General features: G+C 59.4%; 24 protein-coding genes. 20 read left to right on the top strand and 4 right to left on the bottom strand.

Features of this window, described 5'->3' with window-relative positions; genetic code table 11:
* Positions 1-21: 21 nt before the first annotated feature.
* From ACIOWL_RS05130 to ACIOWL_RS05220, 19 genes are all read left to right on the top strand, one after another.
* On the top strand, positions 22-1014 hold the full coding sequence (locus ACIOWL_RS05130) for an ABC transporter substrate-binding protein (RefSeq protein WP_400382343.1): 993 nt from the start codon (positions 22-24) through the stop codon (positions 1012-1014).
* Positions 986-1780 (top strand): ABC transporter permease, encoded by a 795-nt coding sequence (locus ACIOWL_RS05135; RefSeq protein ID WP_400382345.1) that lies wholly within the window; start codon positions 986-988, stop codon positions 1778-1780. The genes ACIOWL_RS05130 and ACIOWL_RS05135 overlap by 29 nt, the downstream gene beginning before the upstream one ends.
* Positions 1777-2553, top strand: a complete 777-nt coding sequence (locus ACIOWL_RS05140; RefSeq protein ID WP_400382346.1) for an ABC transporter permease — start codon at positions 1777-1779, stop codon at positions 2551-2553. Before ACIOWL_RS05135 ends, ACIOWL_RS05140 begins: the two co-directional genes overlap by 4 nt.
* Positions 2550-3371 (top strand): ABC transporter ATP-binding protein, encoded by an 822-nt coding sequence (locus ACIOWL_RS05145; protein ID WP_400382348.1) that lies wholly within the window; start codon positions 2550-2552, stop codon positions 3369-3371. The genes ACIOWL_RS05140 and ACIOWL_RS05145 overlap by 4 nt, the downstream gene beginning before the upstream one ends.
* Positions 3368-4972, top strand: coding sequence for a sulfatase (locus ACIOWL_RS05150; RefSeq protein WP_400382350.1), 1605 nt, complete (start codon positions 3368-3370; stop codon positions 4970-4972). The genes ACIOWL_RS05145 and ACIOWL_RS05150 overlap by 4 nt, the downstream gene beginning before the upstream one ends.
* A gap of 615 nt (positions 4973-5587) precedes the next feature.
* Entirely contained in the window at positions 5588-6727 is a 1140-nt protein-coding gene (locus ACIOWL_RS05155) for an AAA family ATPase (RefSeq protein ID WP_400382352.1), read from the top strand.
* Positions 6728-7401: 674 nt separating this feature from the next.
* Entirely contained in the window at positions 7402-8574 is a 1173-nt protein-coding gene (locus ACIOWL_RS05160; protein WP_400382354.1) for an NADP-dependent malic enzyme, read from the top strand.
* A 237-nt stretch (positions 8575-8811) separates the two neighbouring features.
* Positions 8812-9255 (top strand): DUF4262 domain-containing protein, encoded by a 444-nt coding sequence (locus ACIOWL_RS05165; RefSeq protein WP_400382356.1) that lies wholly within the window; start codon positions 8812-8814, stop codon positions 9253-9255.
* A 26-nt stretch (positions 9256-9281) separates the two neighbouring features.
* Positions 9282-9701, top strand: a complete 420-nt coding sequence (locus ACIOWL_RS05170) for a DUF4262 domain-containing protein (protein WP_400382357.1) — start codon at positions 9282-9284, stop codon at positions 9699-9701.
* A gap of 265 nt (positions 9702-9966) precedes the next feature.
* Positions 9967-10953 (top strand): ornithine cyclodeaminase family protein, encoded by a 987-nt coding sequence (locus ACIOWL_RS05175; RefSeq protein ID WP_400382359.1) that lies wholly within the window; start codon positions 9967-9969, stop codon positions 10951-10953.
* 85 nt (positions 10954-11038) lie between these two features.
* Positions 11039-11686 (top strand): GntR family transcriptional regulator, encoded by a 648-nt coding sequence (locus ACIOWL_RS05180; RefSeq protein ID WP_400382361.1) that lies wholly within the window; start codon positions 11039-11041, stop codon positions 11684-11686.
* Between the two features lie 522 nt (positions 11687-12208).
* Positions 12209-12868 (top strand): GntR family transcriptional regulator, encoded by a 660-nt coding sequence (locus ACIOWL_RS05185; RefSeq protein ID WP_400382363.1) that lies wholly within the window; start codon positions 12209-12211, stop codon positions 12866-12868.
* A 287-nt stretch (positions 12869-13155) separates the two neighbouring features.
* The gene (locus tag ACIOWL_RS05190; protein WP_400382365.1) at positions 13156-14154 is read left to right on the top strand and encodes an ABC transporter permease; all 999 of its coding nucleotides are present in this window, start codon (positions 13156-13158) and stop codon (positions 14152-14154) included.
* Between the two features lie 54 nt (positions 14155-14208).
* The gene (locus ACIOWL_RS05195; RefSeq protein WP_400382367.1) at positions 14209-15930 is read left to right on the top strand and encodes an ABC transporter substrate-binding protein; all 1722 of its coding nucleotides are present in this window, start codon (positions 14209-14211) and stop codon (positions 15928-15930) included.
* A gap of 11 nt (positions 15931-15941) precedes the next feature.
* Positions 15942-16943 (top strand): ABC transporter permease, encoded by a 1002-nt coding sequence (locus tag ACIOWL_RS05200; RefSeq protein ID WP_400382369.1) that lies wholly within the window; start codon positions 15942-15944, stop codon positions 16941-16943.
* Positions 16944-17957, top strand: a complete 1014-nt coding sequence (locus ACIOWL_RS05205) for an ABC transporter ATP-binding protein (protein ID WP_400382371.1) — start codon at positions 16944-16946, stop codon at positions 17955-17957.
* The gene (locus ACIOWL_RS05210) at positions 17954-18949 is read left to right on the top strand and encodes an ABC transporter ATP-binding protein (RefSeq protein WP_400382373.1); all 996 of its coding nucleotides are present in this window, start codon (positions 17954-17956) and stop codon (positions 18947-18949) included. The genes ACIOWL_RS05205 and ACIOWL_RS05210 overlap by 4 nt, the downstream gene beginning before the upstream one ends.
* A 48-nt stretch (positions 18950-18997) precedes the next feature.
* On the top strand, positions 18998-20221 hold the full coding sequence (locus ACIOWL_RS05215; RefSeq protein WP_400382375.1) for an amidohydrolase family protein: 1224 nt from the start codon (positions 18998-19000) through the stop codon (positions 20219-20221).
* Positions 20222-20429: 208 nt separating this feature from the next.
* Complete coding sequence (locus ACIOWL_RS05220; RefSeq protein WP_400382377.1) at positions 20430-21896, top strand: chlorohydrolase family protein; 1467 nt, start codon at positions 20430-20432, stop codon at positions 21894-21896.
* A 168-nt stretch (positions 21897-22064) separates the two neighbouring features.
* On the opposite strand, the gene ACIOWL_RS05225 is transcribed toward ACIOWL_RS05220, so the two are convergent.
* The 4 genes from ACIOWL_RS05225 to ACIOWL_RS05240 all read right to left on the bottom strand — a co-directional run bounded on the left by ACIOWL_RS05225 (position 22065) and on the right by ACIOWL_RS05240 (position 25457).
* A complete protein-coding gene (locus ACIOWL_RS05225) occupies positions 22065-22202 on the bottom strand; it encodes a hypothetical protein (RefSeq protein ID WP_400382379.1) in 138 nt (45 codons plus the stop codon).
* Positions 22203-22543: 341 nt separating this feature from the next.
* Complete coding sequence (locus tag ACIOWL_RS05230) at positions 22544-23311, bottom strand: 2-keto-4-pentenoate hydratase (RefSeq protein WP_400382381.1); 768 nt, start codon at positions 23309-23311, stop codon at positions 22544-22546.
* 341 nt (positions 23312-23652) lie between these two features.
* Complete coding sequence (locus ACIOWL_RS05235; protein WP_400382383.1) at positions 23653-24279, bottom strand: response regulator; 627 nt, start codon at positions 24277-24279, stop codon at positions 23653-23655.
* Positions 24276-25457 (bottom strand): sensor histidine kinase, encoded by a 1182-nt coding sequence (locus ACIOWL_RS05240; protein WP_400382385.1) that lies wholly within the window; start codon positions 25455-25457, stop codon positions 24276-24278. The genes ACIOWL_RS05235 and ACIOWL_RS05240 overlap by 4 nt, the downstream gene beginning before the upstream one ends.
* 138 nt (positions 25458-25595) lie before the next feature.
* Here ACIOWL_RS05240 and ACIOWL_RS05245 point away from each other — a divergent pair, with 138 nt between their 5' ends.
* Positions 25596-26498 carry a DUF4822 domain-containing protein gene (locus ACIOWL_RS05245; RefSeq protein WP_400382386.1) on the top strand — a complete coding sequence of 301 codons (903 nt, stop codon included), beginning with the start codon at positions 25596-25598 and terminating at the stop codon, positions 26496-26498.
* Positions 26499-26676: the final 178 nt, after the last annotated feature.

Consider the following 26676-nt stretch of genomic DNA (forward strand, 5'->3'; position numbering starts at 1 on the left):
CTTCCACAGAAAAGACTCGCCATGAAACTCCGCACTCTCTCAGGACTCCTGCTCACCCTCAGCCTGGGGGCCACCCTGGCCGCCTGCTCCGGCGGCGAGGCAACCGAGACCTCCGCCGACGGCAAAACCAAACTCACCGTGGGGATTATCGGTATCGGTTCGGATGCCGCGATCACCACCGCCATCGACAGGGGGTATTTCGCCGAGGAAGGACTGGAGGTTGAGACCACGGTGGTTGCCAACCCGCCAGCCGGTATCGCCGCGGCCCAGTCCGGGCAGCTGGATCTTTCCTACACCCCTTCCATCCCGTTGATCAACGCGTTATCCCAGAACATCGACCTGAAGGTTGTTGCCGCGGCCGATGGCTACGGCGAGGAAGGCGCCGCCGATGACCCATCCCAGGTTGATGACACCGCGCTGTTTGTGCAACCGGGATCGAGCATCACCCGGGCCAAGGATCTGGAAGGCAAAAAGGTCGCAGTTCCCGCCCGCAAGGCGCAGATCGAGGTGACGGTGGCCAACATGGTCCTGCAAGACGGCGGGGACCCGGCAACCATCAACTGGATGGTACTGGATCCGGCCAGTTCCCTGCAGTCCCTTGAGCAGGGACGGGTGGATGCCGCCGGACTGGTGGCACCCTTCTCCACCAACGCCCAGAAGCAGGGAATGGAACTACTGGGAAATCCCGGGCTTGAATTTTTCGAGTCCGGAGCGGTGGGGCTGTGGGTCGCCGGCGGGAGCACGGTGGCGAAAGAACCCGAGGTGATGGATGGTTTTGCCCGGGCCATTTACAAGGCCAACGCCTACGCCAATGAGAACCTGGATGAGATGGATGAGGTTGCCGCGCAGATCACCGGCATTGACCTGGACACCATTCGACTGGGAGCCGAAAACTACTGGCCGCTGTCCGTTGAACTGGAAGACCTGCAACGGGTCGACTCGCGCCTGGTTGAGCTGGGTTACCTCACCGAAGAGGTGAAACTCGATGACAGCCTCATCCTGGACACCAAATAGCCCCATCTCCCGTGCGGTGCTCGGGATTCTCGGAGCACTGTTGCTGTTGCTGCTGTGGCAGGCGGCCGCCTCCGCGCAGGTTTTCGGCCAAGGACTGCCCACCGTTGGAGCCACCCTGGCCGAACTTGCCGCCTTGCTCGGCAGCGGCGACTTCTGGGCCGACACCTGGATCACCGTTTGGCTGGCCGCCCTGGGATTGGTGCTGTCGGTGATCTGCGGGGTCATCCTCGGACTGGTCATCGGCACCATCGACACGGTTCGCTACCTCACCCTGGCGGTCACCGAATTCCTCAAGCCGATTCCGCCCATCGTGATCCTGCCGCTGATGGTCATGATTTTCGGCCCCACCAACACCATGGCATTGGTCCTGGTGTTGTGCGGCAGCGTTTTGGCCACCACCATCCAGGTGATTGCCGGAGTCAACGACACCGACCCGGTGGCACTGAACACCGCCCGCTCCTTCGGCATGGGTCCGGTCGAACGGCTCTGGAGGATCACCCTTCCCTCCGCCGCACCGTATATCGGCACCTCGGTACGCATCGGGGCGCCAACCGCGCTGATCATCGTGGTGGTCGCAGGGCTGCTTGGCGGGGCACCTGGACTCGGCAGCGCCATCTACGGCGCCCAAGCCTCCGGCAACTATCCGCTGGTATATGCCCTGGTCCTTGTCCTGGGTGTTCTGGGGCTCCTGGCGCAGAATTGCTCGGCGCTGATCGAACGACGGGTCCTGCATTGGCACCCAGCATTTAGAAAGGTTGAGAAATGAAACGCCACCTGTTCAACCTCACCCTGGCGGTCGCGGCCCCGCTGGTGCTGATTGCGGCCTGGTTCGGGATCTCCAGCTCATCAACCAACGCGTTTTTCCCGCCGCTAACCCAGATTCTTTCCCGATTCGGCGACCTGTGGATCTTCGAGCACTTCTCCACCGACATCATCCCGAGCCTCAAAAACCTGTTGCTCGGATTCGTGATCGCCGTAGTGCTGGGGGTGCTGCTGGGTTTCGTTTTGGCCACGGTACCGCTGCTGCGCGCCATGTTCGAACCCACCTTGCACTTTCTGCGGGGGATACCACCGGTGGCACTGGTGCCGATCCTGATCACGCTGGTGGGTTTCGGCAACGAAATGCGGATCTCCTCGATTGTGATTGCCGCGGTGTTCCCCACCATGATCGCCACCATGGACGGCATCCGCTCGGTGGACTCCGGGCTGCGGGACGTGTGCACGGTGTACCAGCTTTCGCGCAAAGACCGATTGCTGTCCGTCTACCTGCCTTCGGCCGGACCGCAAATCGCCGCCGGAATGCAGGTCAGTTTGCTGGTGTCCTTCATCGTCATGATTGCCTCGGAAATGATGGGCACCGCCCAAGGGATCGGCGCCATGACCTTGCTCGCCCAGCAGACCTTTATGGCCGCAGACATGTGGGCGGGAATCCTGCTCCTGGGCCTGATCGGCTTCCTGAGCAACCTGCTGTTCAACCTCGTCAAGAACCGGGCACTGTCCTGGTACATCGGCTCCAAGAAAATGGAGAAAGTCTCATGAATTCCACCATTGACCAGCCAGTGCCTGAGCTCTCCCAGAGCGAGGCCACCCCACGCCTATCGGTCAGCGCACTGGCCAAAACCTACGGCACCGGCCCCAAGGCCGTGGAGGTCATCGAAGACCTGTCCTTCTCCGTCAACGCCGGGGAAATGGTCTGTATTGTCGGCCCCTCGGGTGTCGGCAAAACCACCTTGCTCAAATGCCTGGCCGGACTGCAACCCTCCAGCGGCGGGGTCATGAAAATCGACGGCAAGGTAGTCTCCGGGCCGCCGGCAGAAATGGCACTGGTTTTCCAGGACTATTCCCGCTCGCTGATGCCGTGGCTGACCGTGGAGAAAAACCTGCACCTGCCACTGCGCCACCTGCGGCTTCCCGCAGCCGAAGTCCGCTCGCGCATCGACGCCGCGCTGGAAGAAGTTGGGCTGTCCCATGCGGCCAAACGCTACCCCTGGCAGCTTTCGGGAGGGATGCAGCAACGTGTGGCGATTGCCCGAGCCCTTGCCTACCAGCCAGAAATCCTGATCATGGATGAGCCTTTCGCCTCCGTGGATGCCCAGACCCGCTTCGAGCTCGAAGACCTGTGCCTGAAAATCCGCGACGAACTGGGCATGACCATCCTGCTGGTCACCCACGACATCGACGAGGCGGTCTACCTCTCGGACAGGATTGTGGCCATCGGCCACAAACCAGCCAAGGTACTGGAAGTCATGGACGTGCAACTGCCCGCCCCGCGCAACCAGATCGACACCCGCGCACTGCCGGAGTTCTCCGCGCAACGCACCAAGGTGCTCTCACTGATTCGCCAGGCCCAAGCATGAGCCGGGAGCAGGGGCCGCGCATCAGGCCGAACATCATCGTATTTATTGCCGACCAGCTTCGGGCCGACCACCTGGGAGCCTATGGAAACACCGAGGTGCGCACACCCAACATTGATCGTTTGGCCGAGTCCTCCATGGTGTACAACCAGGCCCACGTCGCCAACCCAACCTGCATGCCCAACCGCGCCAGCCTGCTGACCGGCCGGTGGCCCAGCAGCCACGGAACCCAATACAACGGCATCCCGGTGAACCCCGACGCGTCCACCTTTGTGCGCCAGCTGGCCGGATGCGGCTACCGCACCGCCGCCGTGGGCAAATTGCATCACCAGAACATGGGATGGGACTTCGAGCCAGAGCAGCGGGTGCAGATCCACGACAGCGCCCCGGGACTGCTCGACCCGCGGCTACCCGACGCGGTGGAGCCGACACGGGAACCGGGCTGGGACCAGTGGGAAAACCGGGCACGCCACGAACGGGAGTTCGTGGAACTCCCCAAGGATTATTACGGTTATCAGGACGTTGACCTGGTCATTGGCCATGGGGATGCACCCGGTGGCCACTGGCTGCACTGGGCGCGGGAGCGCGGGATCGACCCGTTGACCTTGGGCGGGGCCGCTAACGGAAGCAATGTGCTGCACAGCTGGGAACAGGTGTACACCTCTTCCATCCCGGCGCAGCTTCATCCCACCAGCTACATCGGGCAACAAGCCGAACATCGGGTCCGCGAGGCAGCAGAAAACGACGACCCGTTTTTCCTGTTTGTCTCCTTCCCCGACCCGCACCACCCATTTGCCCCGCCGCGTGAGTATGCGCAGCGTTACGACCCGCAGCAGTTGAGCCTGCCCGTGGGGTTTGAGCAAAACCACGAGCGCTCGCCGGAACACATCCGTCGGATGCACGAGGTGCGAGGGACGCCGAATGCGGACCTGACCATGACCTTTGCCGTCTCCGAGGAGCAATATCGGGCGGCCGCCGCCGCCCAGTACGGGTTGATCGAGTATATGGATGAGCAGATCGGACGGGTGCTCCAGGCTTTGGAAGAGACCGGTCAGACGGAGAACACGGTGGTAGTGTTCACCTCCGATCACGGTGATCTTTTTGGCGATCACGGGTTGATGCTGAAACATTTTGTGCACTACCGGGCGGTGACCCGGGTGCCGCTGATGATCCACGTTCCCGGCAGTGCAGGGCAGCGCAGTGATGAATTGGTTTCCAGTGCAGATTTCGCCCCCACCGTGATGGACCTGGCCGACGTGCCAAGTTTCCGGGGGATTCAGGGCCGCAGTTTGGCGGTTGACGGCCAGCTCTCAGCAACAGCGGGATCTGCCTCGCTGCTGATCGAGGAGGACCAGCCTTTTGCCTTGGACGGTCTTCCGGCACCGGTGCGTATGCGTACCGTGATTACCGCCGAAGGCCGGTTGACCCGCTATATGGGTACCGAAATCACCGAATTGTATGACCACCGAAGCGATCCGGATGAATTGCTGAATGTGGCCGGAACGGTGCATGCCGAGGCATTGCAACGACGTTTGGAAGCCGAGCTGACGGAGCAGTTGGTGCATCTTGCCACAGCTCGTTCACGGCCCACCGCCGCCGCGTGATTTTTGGTGGCCGTGACCAGTCCTTCTGTCTCTACACAGTGTCGGCACACTATTATTGCCAAATCGTGGGCAGGTGAAATTGGTTTGACCGCTTTTGGACGACGGTATCTTGAACCCAAAGGACAGCCATGAAGCCGGCGATGCCAATGATCGAGTCGGTGCCATGTCGGTATCCGCCGGATAGCTCTCCGATGCCGGCGCACATGGCGTTCGACCAGGGTGGCAAACAAGGGCTTTGGTGGCGTCGCGGCGGTCCGCATCGGGCAGTAGGTCTGCACCAGCGCAGACGAGCGCGCCGGTACTGACTCCTGCGGCGGAGACACCCATGAGGCCGAGACCGATTGTAAGACTTTCGGTTAGGAGGCTGTTTTTTGGCGACGATGCCCCAATGGAAGGTCGATCTGCGCGCTGAGTACGACCCATGCTGCGGCGCTGGTGACACCTTGATGCCAAGCCATCATGTTGGTGCCTCCTGGAGGTGATTAAAGTGGTTTGAACTTCTCCATACGACTAGATTCACGTAGCTGTGGCCATTGCGTGGTCGTGGGGATAGGCTGGAAACAGGCAACTATTATAAAATTTAAAAAATTTAAAGAATGTAAATGGTGCACGAGTATGGGAACACCACGAAACCCGTTCAAACCAACCGCTGGCGCCCGTCCACCTCTATTGGTAGGGCGAGACGAAATCCGTGAAGATTTCGCAGAAAGCATCGAAAATGGAGCTGGTGCTCCCGGCCTGCTATCGATCTACTCGGGTGCGCGCGGGATCGGCGAAACGGTCATGCTCGGTGAAATCGAGGACGAAGCCATACATCACGGGTGGATCGTGATCTCCGAAACTGCAACAGAAGGACTGGTTCGAAGAATCTACAGCGCGATCCGCAAGCATAAAGCCGAGCTTTTGGACGGACCAGCAGGACGCAGGATCACCGGTGTGAAGCTTGGCCCGCTTGAAGTGGCCGCCGAACTGGCACCAACGGAGGACATCCACTGGCGAACAATTCTGACAGAGCTACTGCAGAAGCTCGATGAGAACGGCACCGGACTGCTCATCACAGTAGATGAAATCCATGGGATCGACCGGGGAGAATTGGCTGAAATCGCCACTGTCGTTCAGCATATGATTCGCGAGGAACTCCCCATCGGAATGGCTTTTGCGGGACTTCCCAAGGCGGTCGAAGACCTGCTCAACGAAGGGGTAACCACTTTCCTGCGTCGCGCCGAAAAATACGACCTGAACACAGCACCCATCCAGGAGGTTGCCAACGCTTTTAGGGAAACATTTGGCGACAGCGGAGTTGAAGCTGGCGAAGAAAAAATTCAGCAACTGGCAGAAGCTACCGGTGGCTACCCATTCCTCATTCAGCTCGTTGGATACTACGTCTGGTCTCAAGCTTCAAAGTCTAATTATGTGGTGACCGACGAAGCTTTGGCTGCGGGGCTTGAAAAGGCCCGGAGGCGTATGGGTACCACCGTGGTGCAGTCGGCTTACCAGTCGCTTTCCGACATCGACCGGTCCTACATTCTGGCCATGGCCGAGGACAACGGGCCGTCGAGAACTTCTGTAGTTGCACAAAGGCTTGGAGTGTCCCAAGTCTACGGTGGCCAATACCGTCTGCGCCTTCTCGCTCAGGGGATCATAAAGACAGTGGCTCATGGCTATGTAGATTTTGCGGTTCCTACCCTTCGGGAGTTCCTGCGCGAACAGCCTGCCTACAATGCTGTACTCCATGATCCACTGCCCGAAAATTAGAGCGATGAAAGCACGGAAACGGACCGCCCTTCATTGCCCTGGTGGCTTGGCTATTCGAATACCTCCTGCAGCCAAACCGTAGATTCCCCTCTGCTACGGTACGTGAACTGACCAGCATGGCCTTTATGCCTCGGGGTTGTGGAGAATTCCCGTTGGCAACCGGTCGTGAAGCTCGACGAACCTTCTCCACGGCTTGGAATTGTTTGGTGGAGATCTCGCGCAGATCCTGCTTGGTCAGCCTCGATCCATAAGCAATGTCGTAGGGTAAGCGCTCATGTGGCGCGGAAACAGCACCAAGATCTCGGATTTCCTCGCGGGTGTATCCGATGGTGGCTCACAACCAGCTTGTTGCACGGGGAGCGCCAAGAAATATTAACCAATTGAGTCGATCAGGGGTTGTCTAGCGACACACAGTTCCCGTATGGTGGAAATTGTAGGTCTAAAGAAAGTACTGACCAGCCATCTTCCGGCACACCGTGGGGGAACGCTTCGCCTTACCAGGCTGCTCCACTCGGGGAATTGTGCATCTGGATGCGTGATATCTGCCTTAACTGCGCAGACTCAGGCTCCATTGCGGTCGGATGAATGGTCATGCGCGTTCCTACGCTATGCCACAAGTTTCGTGGGTACTGCGTTTTCGTCATTCAGAACTTTCTTGAAAGTAGAGCTATTCAATGTCTGTTGAATCCAGCAAAGACCTGTCCACCATCACCGACGCCGAAATCTTCGACTCCCACCTCGGTGGCAAACTGACCGTCGCGTCGAAAATGCCGTTGAATTCCAAGCGTGATCTCTCCATTGCCTACACCCCGGGTGTTGCAAAGGTTTCCCAGGCAATCGCCGATGATCCGGCAAAACACGCCACCCACACCTGGGCCTCGCGTCTGGTCGCAGTGGTTTCCGACGGTACCGCCGTATTGGGTCTTGGCGACATTGGCGCCGCCGCTTCGCTTCCGGTGATGGAAGGAAAATGCGCGCTGTTCAAGGAATTCGGTGGTTTGGACTCCATCCCACTGGTGCTTGATACCAAGGACGTGGACGAAATCGTGGAAACGATTGTCCGCCTGCAGCCAAGCTTCGGGGCAGTGAACCTGGAAGACATCTCCGCACCTCGGTGTTTTGAGATTGAAAGCCGCCTGATCGAAGAACTTGATGTTCCGGTGATGCATGATGACCAGCACGGCACCGCCGTGGTGGTACTGGCTGCCCTGATTGGTGCGGCGCGTCAGGTCAAGCGCGACATCAGCTCCATGAAGGTTGTTGTTTCGGGTGCCGGTTCCGCCGGTGTTGCCGTGACGAACCTGCTGCTGTCCGCCGGGGTAGCTGACGTGATTGTCCTTGACTCGCGAGGTACCATCCACCGCGAGCGTGATGACCTGAACCAGTTCAAGGCTGATCTGGCGACGCGCACCAACCGTGATGATGTGATGGGTGGGCTTTCCGAGGCACTGGACGGAGCCGACGTTGTGGTCGGTTTGTCTTCCTCGACCTTCCCGGAAGAAGCACTGGCCAAGATGAACAAGGATGCAATCATCTTCGCACTGTCCAACCCGACTCCGGAGGTCATGCCGGATGTTGCGGCGAAGTATGCTGCTGTGGTTGCTACCGGCCGTAGCGACTTCCCGAACCAGATCAACAACGTGCTGGCATTCCCGGGCATCTTCCGCGGTGCGCTGGACTCCGGCGCGAAGAAGATCACCGAGGAAATGAAGGTTGCCGCCGCTCACGCAATCGCAGAGCTTACCGGGGATGACCTGTCGGCCGACTACATCATTCCTTCGGCTTTGGATGATCGTGTGATGCCAGCGGTGGCCGCGGCGGTAGGTGCCGCAGCCACAAAGGGCTAAGTGCTCACGCAGGCTTCCTGCTTCTAGGAGCCTGCGAGGCCCCAAACCTGCTGTGTGAAAGCGCCGTTCCGAATCAGATGATTCGGAACGGCGCTTTCGTATGTTATGGCGGCCCTCCACGGGAATCACTTGTATACAGGTTTTGCGGTTATCCACAATTCGTCGGTATGCACCCCAGCCTTTGCCGGTCGAGCCCAAACTTGGGTTACTCGGTTCGCAGACGAAGGAGCACCAACCATGAAACAGTTCGGCGGAAGTTTCAGCTTCCTCAGCAGTACACCCCGTGAAGACATGATGTGCAGACTGGAACGGGAGTTGGAAGATGTGGGTTACGCGGTTCTCGCCTTTATCCCTGACGACGGACGACGCTTCGCCGCATTTTCGATTGGGCTGACCACCTATGGACACCCGGAACTTTTTGTCACCGGAGCGGCTGAAGATTCGGTGCGCACTTTTCTCCAGCACCTGATCGAGCAAGTGCTCTACAGTGGCAAGACTTTTCGAGCAGGCACCACGTCGACATCCTTTTATCCGTCGCTGGAAGTACTTGAGCTGCCCGGCCCCGCTCGCGAGATGTTCTTCTACGATGAACTGCTTGGCGATGAGGACGTGCGGATTCTGTGCGTCAGGCAAGCCAGCAACGACCAGGTCGCGTCCAGCCTGGACGCCTTGGCAAGCTGAGGCCGGGGGAATCGATCATGTGCGACATGTGCAACGGAATGACGCGGGAACAGGTCAATGCCAAAACGAATCGCCACATCCAGGAATACGGAAGATCCATTGTTTATGTGGAAGGCAACGAATCCAACGAGCCCTACGGCTACACGGTGGGCTTGAGCAAGATCGGGCATCCAGAATTTCTGGTTCGGGGGCTGAACGCTGAAGACACCATCATGATGCTCAACGGTTTCTCCGAGAGTGTGCTGACCCGGGGCGAAAAATTTGGACAGGGCCACACGTCTCACTGGAGGGATGGCCGTTTGCTGTATTTCAGTACAGTTTCCGGGCGGCTCCACCTGTTGATCCCCGCGGCCTACTCGCGGTATGCCCAACGGACCCGACTGCTGGAAATCAGCTTCGTAGGTCAGGATGTACCCTACAGCGTGCTGGCCGCACGAAAGAACTAACGATCTCAAAAGGTATCCCGAAACTTGATGACGCGATTGAACGGTTAGCGCGTCATCAAATCGGCGTTCAGGTACGTGCTTATGTTCAGAATTTGTCTTTCCTACATGGGCAAATACTGTATTCGTGGAAGCTCTCAGTGTTAGCAGGAGGTGTGGTTCGTTTTGTAAAGTTGAAGGTAGGAAACACAGGAACCTAGCTTTGGGATACCAAAATGACTATAGTTTGAGATAGCGATCCCTACACCCATGAAGGAACCTAAATACGATGACACTCATGCTCAACGCCAGCACGCTGGAATCACTGCTTGATATGCCTTCGACGGTGGAAGCCGTAGACAAAATTTTTGGCGATCTCTCTCGCCAGACGGCAGCTCAGCCCACACCGACAACCATGCACGTGGACTCTGCGGACTCACGTTTCATTGTGATGTCGGCGGTGGCCGCAGATCCAGCCATCGCGGCCGTGAAGCTCCTTGCCGATGTGCCGTCCAACGCGGACCGCACTCTGCCGACGCAGCGTTCAATGATTGTTCTGGCCGACCATCTCACCGGAGCACCCTTGGCGATGCTCGATGGAAGGGTGCCGACCAAAATGCGCACTGCCGCGGCGACTGCCGTGGCAACGCGCCACCTTGCCCGTCGGGATTCGAAGGTTCTAGGACTTGTCGGTGCGGGAAACCTGGCCGTCGCGCACGTTGAAGCGCTTTCTTGTGTCATGGATGTGCAGCGCGTGGTGGTCTGGTCCCGCACCGAAGCCCGCATCGAACAATTCAAGAAGGCGGTGGCCCGTTTTGATGTCGACGTTGTTTCCGTGCCAGAGCTTGAAGAGGTTTTCACTCAAAGCGACGTCGTTTGCACCTTAACGCCTTCGGTCGAGCCCATCATCAAGGGGGAGTGGTTCCGTGAAGGAATGCACATCAATGCGGTCGGTGCGCGCCCCCGCCCCACCGAGCGAGAGATCGATTCACAGGGTATGGCCCGAGCCAAGGTTTTTGTCGACCATCTGGGAACTGCGCAATCGAAGTCGGGGGAATACCTGATGGCTTTGGCTGAGGGGGCGATCGGTGAAAACAGCATCGCCGGCGAACTGGGAGCCGTCGTTGCTGGTGCATTACCCGGACGCGGCCATGAAAATGACATAACACTGTTCAACTCCGTGGGAATCGGTGCACTGGACTTGGCAATCGGTAGTATTGCTCTAGAACGTGCCGTGAAAAGAGGGCTCGGAGTAGAGCTTGACCTGTCGCTCTAAATTCAGTCGCACGGTGTGCGGAACTCTTCGCTCGGTATTCAGTGTCAGCTAGAAAACAAGCCAGAGTGATGAGGATGTCCCGGATATGTCGCAGACCGAAGAGTTCGAACCCGAAGCGGTACGAATTGCCGAACAGCTTCGCGCCGCGATCATCGACGGGACACGGGCTGCCGGAAGCAAGCTGGTTGAGCGCGACATTGCCACCGAACTAGGTGTGAGCCGCTTGCCCGTGCGCGAAGCACTGAAGACGCTGGTGTCTGAAGGTCTGGTGACTCAACGACCGCGCAGCTGGGCTGTGGTGCGAGAGTTTACGGCGACGGATATTGCCGATCTGATTGAGGTGCGTAGCGGTCTGGAGCTTATGACGTTCAAGCTCGCTGCCCAGCGATACACTCGCCAGGGTTTAGAGGAACTGCGTGAAGTATTGGACAGCGAGCTGGAACACGCCCAGCGTGGTGACATGCTCACCGCCCGCCGCGAGGCGGCCAGATTCCATGACCTGATCAACTCGATGTCCGGCAACGTCCTGCTCTATGAGCTCCACCAGAATCTCAGTGCACGTATGCGCTGGCTGATGACGCAGCATGATGACGTCCTGGGAATGGCGCATGAGCACACGGCGTTGTATGAAGCAATCGCCGCGCGCGATGTCGCCGCCCTGGAAGTGTTGGTGCCCAAGCATTTGGAGACCAGCCGCTCTAGCGCCACGGAACGTACCGCGGACACGCAGTAGCAAGCGAACTACCTCGCTTGCAGTTCAGCGCCTGACGAATTATCGGATGATCCGGTACTCATTGGTCCTTGAATTGACCGGTGCGCCTTTGGCGACCCATCAGTCATCGGGGAGTGTGTGCGTCGGGTCGGTACAGAAATACTCGAAACTCGAGTTCCGCTCCTTGGTGCCTGGTGCTGTTCCCGAGCGCCCGAAAGTCATAAAAATCAACGTTGAGACATCACCTACCTTTGGAATACCAAAAGTGGATAGAGTATGCACTGAAGCCCGAATGAGCGGCTGAGAGTGCCCATTGAGATAGCGCTCGACCTTGTTTGACGTTTGTAGCCCGGCACCGATGCAAGTGCTCGGAGCCGGCTACCGCGCAGACTCAACGACTCGCAAAAGACGACGGTCGATTGGCAGAAGAACCTGCCACGCCGTGAGAATGAACGCCCGCACAAAGTTTGGGCGACAAAGTATCACTAAAAATCACGCTGTTCTTCAGCTTTGTCGCACCCAGAAGTGGTGGGAAGTTTTTGAATGTCACAAAAGCAAACCTTTGAACCGGAAGCAATTCGGATCGCCGAACAACTGCGCTGCGCGATCATCGATGGTATCAGGCAACCTGGATCCAGGCTTATCGAACGTAAAATCGCTGTCGACCTAGGGGTGAGTCGACTGCCGGTGCGCGAAGCGCTGCAGACCCTGATCTCCGAAGGTTTGGTGACCCAAAGACCACGAAGCGGGGCGGTTGTCAGGGAATTTAAGGCATCGGATATCGCTGACGTTATCGAGGTGCGTGTGGCACTTGAGCTGATGACATTTAAGCTAGCCGCTCAAAGATATACCCGTTCATCGTTGGACGAACTGCGGTGCGCCTTGGATGAAGAGCTGGTAAGCGCGCGGTGCGGCGACGCCGCGGCATCGCGCAGCGCCGGTACCAAATTTCATGATTTGGTCAACCTCATGTCCGGGAATGAACTCCTGTGTGAATTGCACGGTTCGCTGGGTGGCCGAATGCGCTGGCTGATGGCCCAGCATGACGACCTCTTGGAGATGGCGCTCGAACATGAGCGGCTCTATGACGCCATTGCCGCCCGCGACGTTGCTGCCATGGACGTGCTGATCCCAAGGCATCTTGAAACCAGCCGCACTAGCGCCATGACAAGACAACAAAAAGTTCTGGCCGGGGCCCGCTAAGGTTCGCAACCCGTCAGGCAACATCACTCCGATGATGCCTGGCGGGTATTTTTCTACCCAAAGGTCTATTGGGATACCGATTGTGCACCTAATTCACTGCCGGTATTTATGAAACACTTGTTTGGTATCCGATAATATTGCATGAAATATCGTTTGACCTGTGATTTTATGACCTTACCTTCAATTGTGTCGCAAGTGTTTCAAGTTTGGTATTCCAGATCACTATGTTTTGGTATACAGTTTTCCCAGTAACCCAGATCACTCACTAGCAACAGGGGGACCAGCCAATGACCGCGACGGCCTCAAAACCTTCGGCATCGGACGCGGAGAAGCCGGTAGCCACCGGGCGTTCGCTGCTGGCAACCGCATGGATGCGCATCCGCAAAAGCCCCGTTGCAATGGTCAGCCTGGCCATCGTGGTGGGTATGGTGCTTTTCGCGATTCTCGCTCCGCTGCTGGTGGCGATTGAGGGACAAGATCCATACACCACCAACACTTCTCCCGAAGTACTGGACAACTTCTACGTCCCCGGCCTGCCGCTGCCGTACTACATGTACCCCAGCGCAGAACACTGGTTGGGTGTTGAACCCGGCCTGGGACGCGACCTGTTCGCACGCTTGGCCTACGGTGCGCGAGTCTCGCTGATCATTGCCCTGCTCTCGACCTTGGTCTCGGTCGTGCTGGGAACCATCCTCGGGGCGGCCGCAGGCTACTTCGGCGGCAAGGTGGACATGGTCATCAGCCGCATCATGGACTTGTTCCTGGCCTTCCCGCACCTGCTGCTGGTGCTGTCGATTGCCCCCATCTTGCAGTCGCGGCTCTCGGGCACGGCATTGGCCCGCGGCTCCTTTGTCCCGATTGCCTCCTTGGTCATCGTGCTCGGATTCTTCGGTTGGGCCTATCTGGCCCGCGTGGTTCGCGGCCAGGTGCTTTCGATCCGCGAACAGGAATACATGGACGCGGCAAAGTCCTTCGGCACCAAAAACTGGTCGATGATCATCAAGCAGGTCATCCCCAACGTGATGGGCGTGGTGCTGGTATACGCAACCATGATGATCCCGACCAACATCACCGCTGAAGCGGCGCTGTCCTTCCTCGGGGTAGGCGTCAAGGATCCGACTCCGTCCTGGGGCCAGATGCTCAACGCCGCCCAAGCCGGCAACTGGTACCTGCAGGACCCGTGGTTCCTCGCGGTGCCGAGTATTGCCCTGATCCTGACGGTGCTGGCCTTCAACTTGCTTGGCGATGCCATGCGCGACGCACTGGATCCCAAGTCTTCACGCTGATCCTTAGCTTTTTACCGATTCCCACTCGCAGTAGAAGATCCCTTAGGAGGACTCATGAATTCGCGAGCCACAAAACTGCTCTCAGTTGCAGCAGTAGCGGCATTTGCCTTGACCGGTTGCGCCGGTGGAGCCAAGGCACCTCAGGGCGGTGCAAGCGGTGCCCCAACGGACCCTTACGCACCGGTCATCGTGCAGTCGGGCTTCACCGAAAAGGGTGGAAACGTCAACGTCTTGATGTCTGCCGACTTCGCAACCCTGGATCCAGGAAACTCGAACTACGTGCAGACCGCCAACGTCGGCCAGCTGTACTACCGCACGCTGACCATGGCCAAGGAAACCGCCGGCCAGCCGCCAGAAATCGTTCCGGATCTGGCCACCGACACCGGCACCGTTTCCGAGGATGGAAAAACCTGGACCTATACCCTGAAAGACGGGCTGAAGTTCGAGGACGGCACCCCGATTACCTCGGCGGACATCAAGTACGGTGTTGAGCGCACCTACGCCCGCGACGTCTACACCCAGGCTCCGCAGGAGCTGAACTCGGCGCTGATCGACGACGCCTACAAGGGTCCCTACACCGATGGCGACCTGGATGCCATTGAAACCCCGGATGACAAAACCGTGGTGTTCCACCTCAAGCAGCCGTTCGCCGAGTTCCCGGCCCTGGTCTCCCGCTCCAACACCGCACCGGTGCCGGAAGAGAAGGACACCAAACTCGACTACACCAACCACCCGATTTCCTCGGGCCCGTACAAGGTCAAGAGCTATGAGCGCGGCCGCGAGCTGGTGCTTGAGCGCAATGAGAACTGGGATGCGGCAACAGATGAAAACCGCACCGCACTGCCAGACAGCTTCAGCTTCAGCCTTTCAAGCTCGCAGTCGACCATCTCCCAGAAGCTGATCTCAGACTCCGACCCGAACTCCATCACCCTTGACTCCAACGGCGCGCTGCAGGCCTCGGATGCCGCGAGCCTGAACGATCCAAAGATCAAGGACCGCACCGCCGGCGGTTTCCTGGGCTGCATCGACGTGATCGACCTGAACACCGAGACCATCAAGGACCCCGACGTCCGCAAGGCCATCGCCCTGGCCATGGACCGCGAGTCGATCCAGGTGCAGTACGGCGGTGCCCGCTTCGGCCAGCTGGTCACCAGCACCCTGACCGATCGCATGGTGGGGCTCACCGAGCAGAAGACAGACCTGTCCGCAGACGGCAAACCGAAGCTTGAAGAAGCCAAGGCATTGCTGGAAGGCAAGGACGTTCCCACAAACCTGGTCTACGGCTACGCGAACTCCACCGAACGCTACAAGAACATCGGCACCGTGCTGCAGCAGAACCTGAAGGAACTGGGCATCGATCTGGAACTGCGCCCGATTCCCGCCGCGAACTACTACTCCACCCTGGCCGGGGACCAGATGCCTGACATCGCCCGCTCCGGCTGGTGCGGCGGCGCAGACTCCTCCTCGGTGCGGATGACCACCGATCCGAACCTCGGCCCGTCCCTGGATGGCAAGACCTACGGATTCAGCAACATCCCGCGGTTCTACGACGACGAGCTGTCGGCGAAGATGTACGAGCTGCGCAGCGAAAACGGCACCGCAGAAGAACTGGGCGCCAAATGGTCCGAGATCTACAACGAGGTCATGGCCACCTATCCACTGGTGCCGACAATGCACACCTACACCAACTCGGTGGTCGGATCCAATATCCGCAACGCCCAGGTTGGCTACTTCTTCGGCTCCATCGACCTGAGCACGGTCGGCGTCGCTAAGTAAGGAACACACTCATGGTTAGTTTCCTCTTCCGCAGATTCGGCGCGATGCTGATTTTGCTTCTCGTCGTCAGCTTTATCACCTTCAGCCTCTTCCAGTTCGGCCCGGCGGATCCGGCCTCGGCCGCCTGCGGCCAGGAATGCACCCCGGACCGGGTGGAACAAGCCCGTATTGCGCTGGGCCTGGATAAGCCGTTTTTCGCGCAGTACCTCGCATTCCTCTCCGGGCTGGTTGGACCGCGGATGCTCGGCGCTCCCGGCGCCGAACAGCTATGCGCCTGGCCCTGCCTGGGCAAGAGCTTCCAGACCAATGAGAACGTCACGGACATGATCGCCAACGCGCTGCCGTACACCCTCTCACTGGCTGTTGGCGCGGTGCTGATCTGGACCCTCGTGGGTGTAGGTTTCGGATTGCTGGCTGCGATGCGGAAGGGGAAACTCACCGACCGTTTTATCGTCGGGGCGTCCTCCGTGGGCGTTTCCCTGCCCATCCCGGTCACCGGCCTGATGCTGCTGCTGGTATTTGTCGGAACCCTTGGCTGGTTCCCCTTCACCACCAACCAGATTGTTTCCCCCTTCGGGGAAGCCGGATTCATGGCCTGGGTGAACAACTACTTTTTGGCCTGGGTCGCGTTGGCCGTGGTGTTCTCCGCGCAGTATGTGCGTATTACCCGCAACAACATGATTGAGACCTTCTCCGAAGACTTTATGCGCACCGCCCGAGCCAAGGGTTTGGGCCGCCGCAGCATTGTTTTCAAGCATGGTGTGCGTGCCGGGATCACCCCGATCATCACCATGCTCGGCCTTGACCTGGGTGCGCTGCTGGGCGGCGCGGTGCTCACCGAACAGATCTTCTCCGTTCCGGGGCTCGGGTTCACCGCGGTCAAGGCCGCGACCAGCGGCGATTTGCCGGTAACCATGGCCATCACCATGCTGGCCGCGTTTTTCATCATCCTCTTCAACGTCCTGGTAGACATTGCCTACGCCTTCATCGATCCGAGAGTCAAGGTGAACTAAATGGAACCGATGCTGTCGGTCAAGAACCTGACCGTCAAGTTCCCCACCGATGACGGACTGGTCTCCGCCCTGAACGGGATGGACCTGAGCCTGAACCGCGGTGAAACCGTGGGTTTGGTTGGTGAATCCGGCTCCGGAAAGTCGGTCACCAGCCAGGCGATCATGGGCCTGTTCAAGGATTCCCGGGCGCAGATCGACGGGGAGATCACCTTTGAGGGCACCGACCTGCTGACGCTGAGCGAAGATGCCATGCGTCCGTTCCGCGGCAAAAAAATCGGGATGATCTTCCAGGACCCGCTCTCCGCGATGCACCCGTTCTACACGGTGGGCTCGCAGATTGCCGAGGCCTACCGGGTGCACAACAAGGTGTCCAAAAAGGCGGCCCGCCAGGTGGCCATCGATATGCTCGGGCGGGTGGGGATCCCGGATCCCAAACGCCGGGTGGACAACTACCCGCATGAATTTTCCGGCGGCATGCGCCAGCGCGCCATGATTGCCATGTCCCTGGTCTGCGAGCCGGAACTGCTGATCGCGGACGAGCCGACCACCGCCCTGGATGTGACGGTGCAGGCGCAAATCCTCGACTTGATTTCCGACCTGCAGGCAGAGACCAACTCGGCGGTCATCTTCGTGACCCATGATCTGGGTGTGGTAGCCCAGCTGTGCCAGCGTGTGGTGGTGATGTACGGCGGGCAATGTGTTGAGCAGGCCAGCGTGCGCCAGATTTTCCAGCGCCCCTCCCACCCCTACACCCGCGGGTTGATGGCTTCCATGCCGCACCTGTCCGGTGAGAGCGACCGCTTGACCCCGATCCCCGGATCCCCGCCGGCCTTGCTGGCGCTGCCTGCAGGCTGCATCTTCGCGGACCGCTGCGAGTTCGCGAAAATTGTGCCCGATGGCCGTTGCCTGAACCAGCGCCCAGAACTGATCACCAGCAATGACCACGCGGTGCGCTGCCATGGACACGAACTGTCATTGATAAATGAGACAAGCCTGATCGGAGCCGGCTTATGAGCACACCACTCTTAGAGGTCGCAAACCTCGCCAAACACTTCCCGATCAAAAGCTCAATGGGCCGCACGGTGGGTGCGGTCAAGGCGGTGGACGGGGTCAGCTTCACCCTGCAGCGCGGCACCACCCTGGGGTTGGTGGGCGAATCGGGGTGCGGCAAGTCCACCACCGGCAAGGTGCTGATGCGGCTGCTGGATCCGACCTTCGGCAGCATCAAGCTGGACGGCGAGGAAATCAGTGCGCTGAAGGGCAAACCGCTGGACAGCTTCCGCCGGCGGGTGCAAATGGTGTTCCAGAACCCGGCCTCTTCGCTCAACCCCCGCCAGTCCATCGGCTCGGCCATTGCCGCGCCGTTGGTGGAACAACGAATCAAGGTCCCCGGCGGCATCAAGGCCAAGGTTGCGGATTTGATGGACCGGGTAGGTCTTCGCCCGGAGCATGCAAACCGTTTCCCGCATGAATTTTCCGGCGGCCAACGCCAGCGTATCGGCATTGCCCGCGCCTTGGCCTTGGACCCGGAAGTGGTGATCTGCGACGAGCCGGTCTCCGCGCTGGACGTCTCGGTCCAGGCCCAGGTGGTCAACCTGCTCAAGGACATCCAGGCGGACACCGGGGTCTCCTATATCTTCATCGCCCACGACCTGGCCGTGGTGAAGCACATGGCTGATGAGGTGGCCGTGATGTATCTGGGGAAGATCATGGAGCAGGCACCCAAGGCCGAGCTTTTTGAGAACCCCCGCCACCCTTACACCCGCGCCTTGCTGTCGGCGGTGCCGAGTGTCGACCTGGACGCCGCGTTGACCGAACGCATCCGCCTGGGCGGGGACCTGCCGTCCCCCAGTAATCCGCCGTCGGGCTGCGTGTTCCGCACCCGCTGCCCGGCCTTCGCCTTGCTGGGTGATGCCGGCAAGCAGCGCTGCACCTCGCAGGTGCCGACGGGCCAGATGGCGTGCCACTTCCCGCAGGCGCAGCTGGCCGCGGCCGTTGGCGCCTAAGACTATTCTGAATACCACTACCGCATCAGTTATGGAAGGAAACATACAGTGCTGATCAGCAACGCCCGCCCCTGGGGCGGCAACGCCAGCGATATCACCATTGAGGGCGCAAAAATTGTCTCAATGACCGCCCACGACCCGGCACGCCAGCTTGGCGCCGAGGACGTGGACGGCCGCGGGCGGATCGTGATCCCATCCTTCACCGACGTGCATGTGCACCTGGATTCAACCCGTATCGGTCTGCCGTTCCGCGAGCACACCGGCCGCCCGGGAGTCTGGGGCATGATGAGCAATGACCGCGAGAACTGGCGCGACGCGGAGGTAGGACTCACCGAGCGCGTGGCCGGGACGTTGGAGCGGATGATCGCCCGCGGCACCACCCGGGTGCGTTCCTACGCCCAGGTTGATGTGGACTGCAAACTTGAAAAATACGAGGCAGTCGCGGCGGCCAAGGAAAAGTTCGCCAACGAGGCTGACGTGCAGATCATGGTGTTCCCGCAGGCAGGCATCCTGCTTGAACCGGGCACCGAAAAGTACCTGGAAGACGCGCTGAAGGCCGGTGCCGATGTCATGGGCGGGATCGACCCGTGCGAGTTGGACCGCGACCCGGTCCGCCACCTCGACGTGGTGTTCGGCCTGGCGGAAAAATACCAGACCGAAATCGACATCCACCTGCACGAACACGGCACCCAGGGGGTGTTCTCCGCCGAGCTGATTGCCGAGCGCACCCGCGCGTTGGGCATGCAGGGCAAGGTCACCATTTCCCATGCCTATGAATTGGGCAGCGTCAATGAGGCAACCAGCCGCCGGCTGATTGAGACCTTTGCGGAGCTGGATATCGCCATGACCTCGGTCGCTCCAAGCACCTCCAACCACCTGTCCTTGGCGGCGCTCACCGAGGCCGGGGTGCGATTCGGGCTGGGTGAAGACGGCCAGCGTGACTACTGGAGCCCGTACGGCAACTGCGATCTGCTGGATCGCACCTGGCAGCTGGCCTTCGTTAACGGCTTCCGCAAGGACGAGCTGATCGAGCATTGCCTGGCGGTTGCCACCATTGGCGGCGCCTCCATCATGAGCCACGACGTTCCGCGGCTGGCCTCGGTGGCAGACCGCCCGGGTGTTGCCGTGGGGGACCGCGCCGACCTGGTGCTGGTGGAGGGCGAAACCGTTGTCTCCACCGTGATGGACCGCAGCAAGGACCGCACCGTGATTCACGACGGCCGCGTTGTTGCCGATGGGCTGAAAGTCCTGTCGGTAGCAAACAGCTACTGAGGTTAGCGACCATATGACCAACGGCCGCCGGGTATGCGAGAGCCCGGCGGCCGTTTATTTTCTGCCGTGTTCAAAAACAAGTTCAAAAACAAGGTGTTTGAAGGACAACGAGCCCCGTGGGCTGCTTCGCGCCGGCAGGTTTTGGCATTTCGCATGAACCGTTTCTTGGACCAGCCAAGTCGCGGTATACAACATCAAGGAGTCTCAAATGGGTCGGATCACCCGCGTTACCGCAGCCTTTGTTATCGGATTTGAAAATGACGATCACTGCATCTGGCCGCAGGGTGAACTGGTTCACGAGGATGACAAGATCATTTTTGTGGGCAGGGGCTACACCGGGCGTGTTGACGTGGAGATTGCTGCGGGGCACGCGATCGTGTCGCCTGGATTCGTCGACACCAATGCGCTGGCTGATATCGATCATGCGCTGTTCGACTCCTGGCCCTCGGGCGACCGCCGGCTCGGCCTGATGTGGTCGCAGGAGTACCTGCATCAGCACGGCGCGGTATTCACACCTGAGGAGATGTTATTCCGCCGCCAATTCGCCGTCAGCCAACTGGTGCGCAACGGCATCACCACCATCATGCCCATTGCCGCCGAAACGTACTTCCCGTGGTGCGAAGATTACGAGGATCTGGCACTGCTGGCCGGGGCGGTGAAGGATCTTGGCATCCGCGGTTATCTGGGCCCGAGCTACCGGGCGTCGGTTCCCTATACCGATGGGCAGGCTGTCAGGCTGCATGAGGATGAGGCGAAGGGAATCGAGGGCCTGCAGCAGGCACTGAAATTCGCTGAAGATTTTGAGGGAACCGCCGACGGGCGTATTCGGGCGGCCCTGCTGCCGGCCCGCATCGAGACGCAGAGTGAACGCACCCTGAAACTGACCCGCAGCGCCGCTGACGAAATGGACCTTCCGGTCCGGCTGCACGCGGCCCAAGGACTAGGCGAGATGGAAATGGTCTTCCAACGCACCGGCAAACGTTCGATTCCCTACCTGCACGAGATCGGGTTCCTGAAGGAAAAAACCTTCATCCCACACGTGTGGACCGTGCCGGGAAACCGGCATATGCCAGAAAAGTACGGCCAGGGTGAGGATGTGAAACTGCTGGGGGAGAACGGCACCACGGTGATCTACTGCCCGATTCCCACCGCTCACTACGGAGGGGGGATCGATAATTTTGATCATTACCTGGCCCAGGGAACCCGCGTGGTGATGGGCACCGACTCGGCTCCGCCAAACATGATCCGCGGCCTGGACCTGGCCATGGGGATGACCAAAACACTCACCGCAGAACGCTCGTCCGCGCTGGCGGAAGACCTCTACCGCGCGGCGACCGTTGAACCGGCTCGGGCCTTGGGGCGTGAGGATCTCGGTCGCTTGAGTGTGGGAGCGCAAGCCGATTATTTTGTTGTCGATATGGCGTCCACTCATATGGGTCCGCACGTTGACCCGATTCGCACGCTGATCATGAACGGAGATGGGCGAGACATCAACCGTGTTGTTGTTGCCGGCCAAACGATTGTGGAGAATAAGGAAATTCTCACCGTTGATACCAGCAGTTATGTGCTCAAGGCGCAGAACTTCATGGACAAATACGTCGCGTCCTTCAGCAAAAGTGATTTCAAAAAACGTGCAACCGCTGATCTTTTCCCTTCGAGTTTCCCGGTGAAGTAACCACGGAACAGGCCCGAACGCTTGGTGCACAGCCGACCTGACGCACTGAAGGCTCGAATCATTGCCGGTGACAGGCGCGACAGATCAGCAGTACTAAGTGCAAAGGTGCATCTCTGTTGCGAACTAGCTTGCCTGTTCCTTTTCGTACCTGAAGTTCACGAGCGCCTGTCAGCGGTCATCCAGGTCACCGGTGCGGCTGAAGGAGACCGCATTGATGGTGTGCTGAGTAGCGACATCCAGTTGAGGTTTGGTCAGAATCCGCGACTGATGATTACCGTGGGCATCAACAATCACATATCCGGACATTGGTTCAGTAACCTGAACAACTGAAAATGCCGTTTTCCGCCTCGGCGGAAGACCCGTGTAGGGGGGCGATTTTATAGCCGCGCATGGTTCGTACCTCACTTCACCCACAATAATAACGTTCGCAACGTATCCACGCGGGGAATCACTCTAGATCCGCGGCGGTTGAGAGCATTCTGGTTGACAGCATTGCAAAGATGTATCGGGGGTCTTCGGCTTTGCTTGCGGGCGGCCGTCCACCTGGCACCGTGCAACCTGAAGCGATTCCTGTTTGGGGAGAGCTGAACACCAGCTCAAGCTGTCCCGCTCCGTGCGGGAGCAGGACAGCTTGATCGATTCCACGGTTAGTGGAAGTTCACGCTGACGGTTCCCACGCCGCTGATGGTTGCAGTGGCAGTTTGCGAATCCCCCAGCGGTGCTGGAACATTCATCGAACCACTGAGAATGACATCCCCGCGCTTCAAGCCATCGGCGGTCTGTGCCAGAAAGCGTGCAAGCCACGCAACGGATTCAAGTGGGTTTCCCATGACTGTTTCGGTGGAACCCGGGTGCTCGGTTGCGCCGACGGTGAGCAGGCTGGTTGCCGCGGCGATGTCGGCTGGAAGATCAACGGGTTCTCCAACGACTGCAGCGGCCGCATTCGTATTGTCTGCGATGAGCAGGGGAAGGTTCGCCGGTCCACCCTTCCAGCGGCTGTCGACAATTTCGATCGCCGGAGCTACGGACTTGGTGGCGGCAATGACATCGGCGACGGTCGCTTCTGGATTGTTGAGTTCTTCACCGATGATGAAGGCGATTTCTGCTTCTACGGCAGGCTTGCTCATCTGCTGAGTGCTGATTGACCCGCCAGCTTCAAGCAGGGTGCTTTCAAGCAGGTATCCATGCACGGGGCCGTCGGTGTTGAAGGAATTTCGGACGGCTGCCGCGGTCAAGCCGATTTTGTAGCCCACCACTCGGTCGCCTTCGAGCTCGGCGATTTCACGTCCGTGGGCGGCGATGATGGTTGCAAGCTGTAGGTCTAGGGTTTCGGTTCCAAGGGTGGACACCGGTGCGCCGCTACGGGCGGCCCGGTGTAGATCACGTGCAACGTTGTGAATGCTAGATGCTTCCATGTCACTTCCTTCGGATGAACGAAAAACTGAACGACAGGTCCTTTAGCGGGATCTGTCGTGTCTGTTCGTATGGGCTCATTGGTGCAACCCTTGCGGTCAAACGGCTACGCGGATCGAGGCTATCGAAGACGTGTCGAGGGGTTACCTAACGATCATGACTAATCGCATCGTGAAAAAGAAATATCGTTACGTGGAAAAGTTGGGGCCGTTGTGGGTGGAAGTAGCACCCCTAACGGTGAACGGCATCACGTTAGTGTTGAATTCACGGCAGATCACAGTTACGAAGCATTTACCGGGTGCCGCATGAGCGAGTTTTCAAGATGACGAAATCCGTCGACCAGCTAGGCCCGGCGGATGATGCGCTGAGCAATGGCCTCGGCCACCGCACCGGCTCGGGTATCGGTGTCCAGCTTCGTAAAGATATGCGCCAAGTGGGATTTGACGGTGCCCTCCGAGACAAACAGCGCCTTGGCGATCTCCTTGTTGCTTTTGCCGTCCGCCAGCAGCTCCAGCACGTCAACTTCCCGCGCAGTGATCTGCGGGGTGGGGTTCGAATTACGTTTGACCAGGGTTGCCGCGACCACCGGTGCCAGCACCGTTTCACCGCGTGCCACCGAACGGACTGCTTCGAAGAGTTGCGCCGGGGGAGTGTCCTTGAGCAGGTAGCCGAGCGCCCCTGCCTCCAGCGACTTGAGGATATCGCTTTCGGTGTCATAGGTCGTCAGCACCAGCACCTGCGGTGGGTTCGGAAGCGCACGCACCTCACGGGTGGCTTCGATTCCGCCTGGTCCGGAGCCCAGATGCAAATCCATCAGCACCACATCCGGGGCTTCGCGTTTGACCAGTTCTATGGCCGAGTCAGCGTCGTGGCCCTGTCCCACCACCGAAATGTCTTGGGCGGTTTCCAAGAGCGCAATGATGCCGGCGCGGACCACCGGATGGTCGTCAACCAGGGCAATGCGGATCATGTTTCCTCCCAGGGAAAAACAACTGAAATTGTGGTTCCCTCTCCCGGGGAACTTTCAACGGCAAAACTACCACCCAAACTCAGTGCCCGCCGCCTCAGCCCCGGCAGTCCATGACCGCGCAGTGACTGGGTGTTCTGTGATCGCGGGGTGAAACCGCATCCATCGTCGCGGATGTCCAGCAACAGCGCCTCATCTTCAAATGTCAGGGTGATCATGGCCCGCCCGGCCCTCGCATGGTCACGCACATTCGCCAAGGCGCCGCGTGCCGTGAAGATGACAGCTTCGGCCAAATCGGCCGGCAGGGCACGGGTCTCGCCCTCAAACCGTAAACCTAGGGTGGTATCCGCGCAGGGTTGGGCAATAATTGCCTCCAACTGGCTTCGAAGAGCTGCGGGGGATACCGCGCCAAGCGACTCCTCGGCCAGGTCCCGCACCACCCGGCGGACCGTATCCAGGGCGCTTCGCGCGGTCCGTGCGGCGGTATCCACCCGGTCGCGGGCGGCATCCGATCCCCAAGACTGTTCGGCGGCCTGCAGGAAGAGATTGATGCTGGACAGGTCCTGGCCGATGGAATCATGGATATCGCGAGACAGGCGCGTCCTTTCGGCAATGGCTCCGGTACGCCGCTGCTCGCGGGCCAGGTCCTCCTGCGCCTGCAGCAGTTCCTGGACCGCTTTGGCCCGCGCCGTGGATTCCCGTTCCAGCGCCCGGTACACAATCAGCGTCACCAGCCCGATCCCAATCGGCCCTGCAATCAGTGTTGGATCGCTGGCCGTGCCCACCCGCAGCCAGCCGACCGTAATCGTCACCATCATCGCCGACACCACCGCCGCGGCCCAGGTAAAGGGGAGCATCTGCAGCACCGCAAAAGCCAACGGCACCGAACACCACGCAAAACTCGGGGCCAGCAGTGTCAGCAGCGCCCATAGGGCCACAACAATCAGGGACCAGGCGATGCCCCAACCTCTTTTGGTGGCCAGCGGGCGCAACGCATAACCAATGACCAGCCCGGTACTGCCAAGCAGAACCGGTAGGCCGTCGGCAAAAAGGTCGTGGCGTTCGTGATAGCGCAGGGCGCTGGATAACAGCAGCACCACAAATATGAGATCCAGCCAGCGGTCCAACCGCTGCATTTGGCCCAGAATTCCACGGCGTGCAGCCCGTTCGACTATCTCCATAGCTTCGTATTCTACGGAGATCCGCCAGCCGGGATATCAGCCATTCGGCTATTTTTTGATAGCCGGGCGCCAGATGTCGCCTGGCGGCGAAACCAGAAGGATGGAGATATCACCAAAAGCCGATGCGAAGGATTCACCATGAAATTCACCTCCAAGCCAGCCAAAACCATCACCGCCCTGGGCTCGGCCGTACTGGCAATGAGCCTGCTGGCCGCCTGCGGGGGAACCACCTCCCAAGCGGCAGCCGACTCCTCAAGCGTTGAGCAGCCGGCCGCGCAGACCCCTTCACAGGTGCTGTCCGCCACCGCATGGCAGACCACTGGGGCCGTGGACCAAGACGGCAACGCAGTGGAGCTGACCGATGACTCGGCGAAGAACTACGTTGGCTACGCCTACTTCAAGGATTCGGGCGATTTCACCATGTTTACCCTGGATGACGCCCCGAAGATGCACGGAGACTGGACAGTTTCGGCGGATGGCAAAACCCGTCACATCACTGCCAAGGATGATGCGGGAGCAACCCTGTTCGAGCGTGACTCTCAGATCACCGAGCTGACCGGTGACGAGTTCACCTACCGCACCTACCCGGAAGAGGGGAACAACGAAGTATTTGTGGACATCATCCACACCCCGACCGATCATGCCGAGCCAGCGGCCCTGACACCTTCGCAGGTGCTGTCTTCCACCGCGTGGGAGACCACCGGGGCCGTGGACCAAAATGGCAACGCAGTGGAGCTGAGCGATGACGCGGCGAAGAATTATGTTGGCTACGCCTACTTCAAGGATTCGGGCGATTTCACCATGTTTACCTTGGATGACGCCCCGAAGATGCACGGAGACTGGACAGTTTCCGCGGACGGCAAGACCCGTCACATCACTGCCAAGGATGATGCCGGCGCAACCTTATTCGAGCGCGACTCGCAGATCACCAGGCTGACCAATGACGAGTTCACCTACCGGGTTCCTTCAGAGGATGACCAGAACGAATACGTGGAAATCATCCACACGCCGACCGAGCATGCAGAGCCTGCGAATCAGTAGCCCGATGGCGTTCACCGGGCGGCGGCTTTCCGGAGCAATACTTTCCGGTGGTCGCTGCCCTGAGTGCGTACCCTAGCGAGTACCTAGTAGTACTTTGTTAGGTAGGCGGGGGTCGCTGGCAGGTGGGGCAGCGTTCGAGCGTTCCAACGAGGATGTGCTGAATATTTTTCAACACCTC

The sequence above is a fragment of the Glutamicibacter sp. NPDC087344 genome, assembly GCF_044744225.1.
Taxonomy (GTDB): domain Bacteria; phylum Actinomycetota; class Actinomycetes; order Actinomycetales; family Micrococcaceae; genus Glutamicibacter.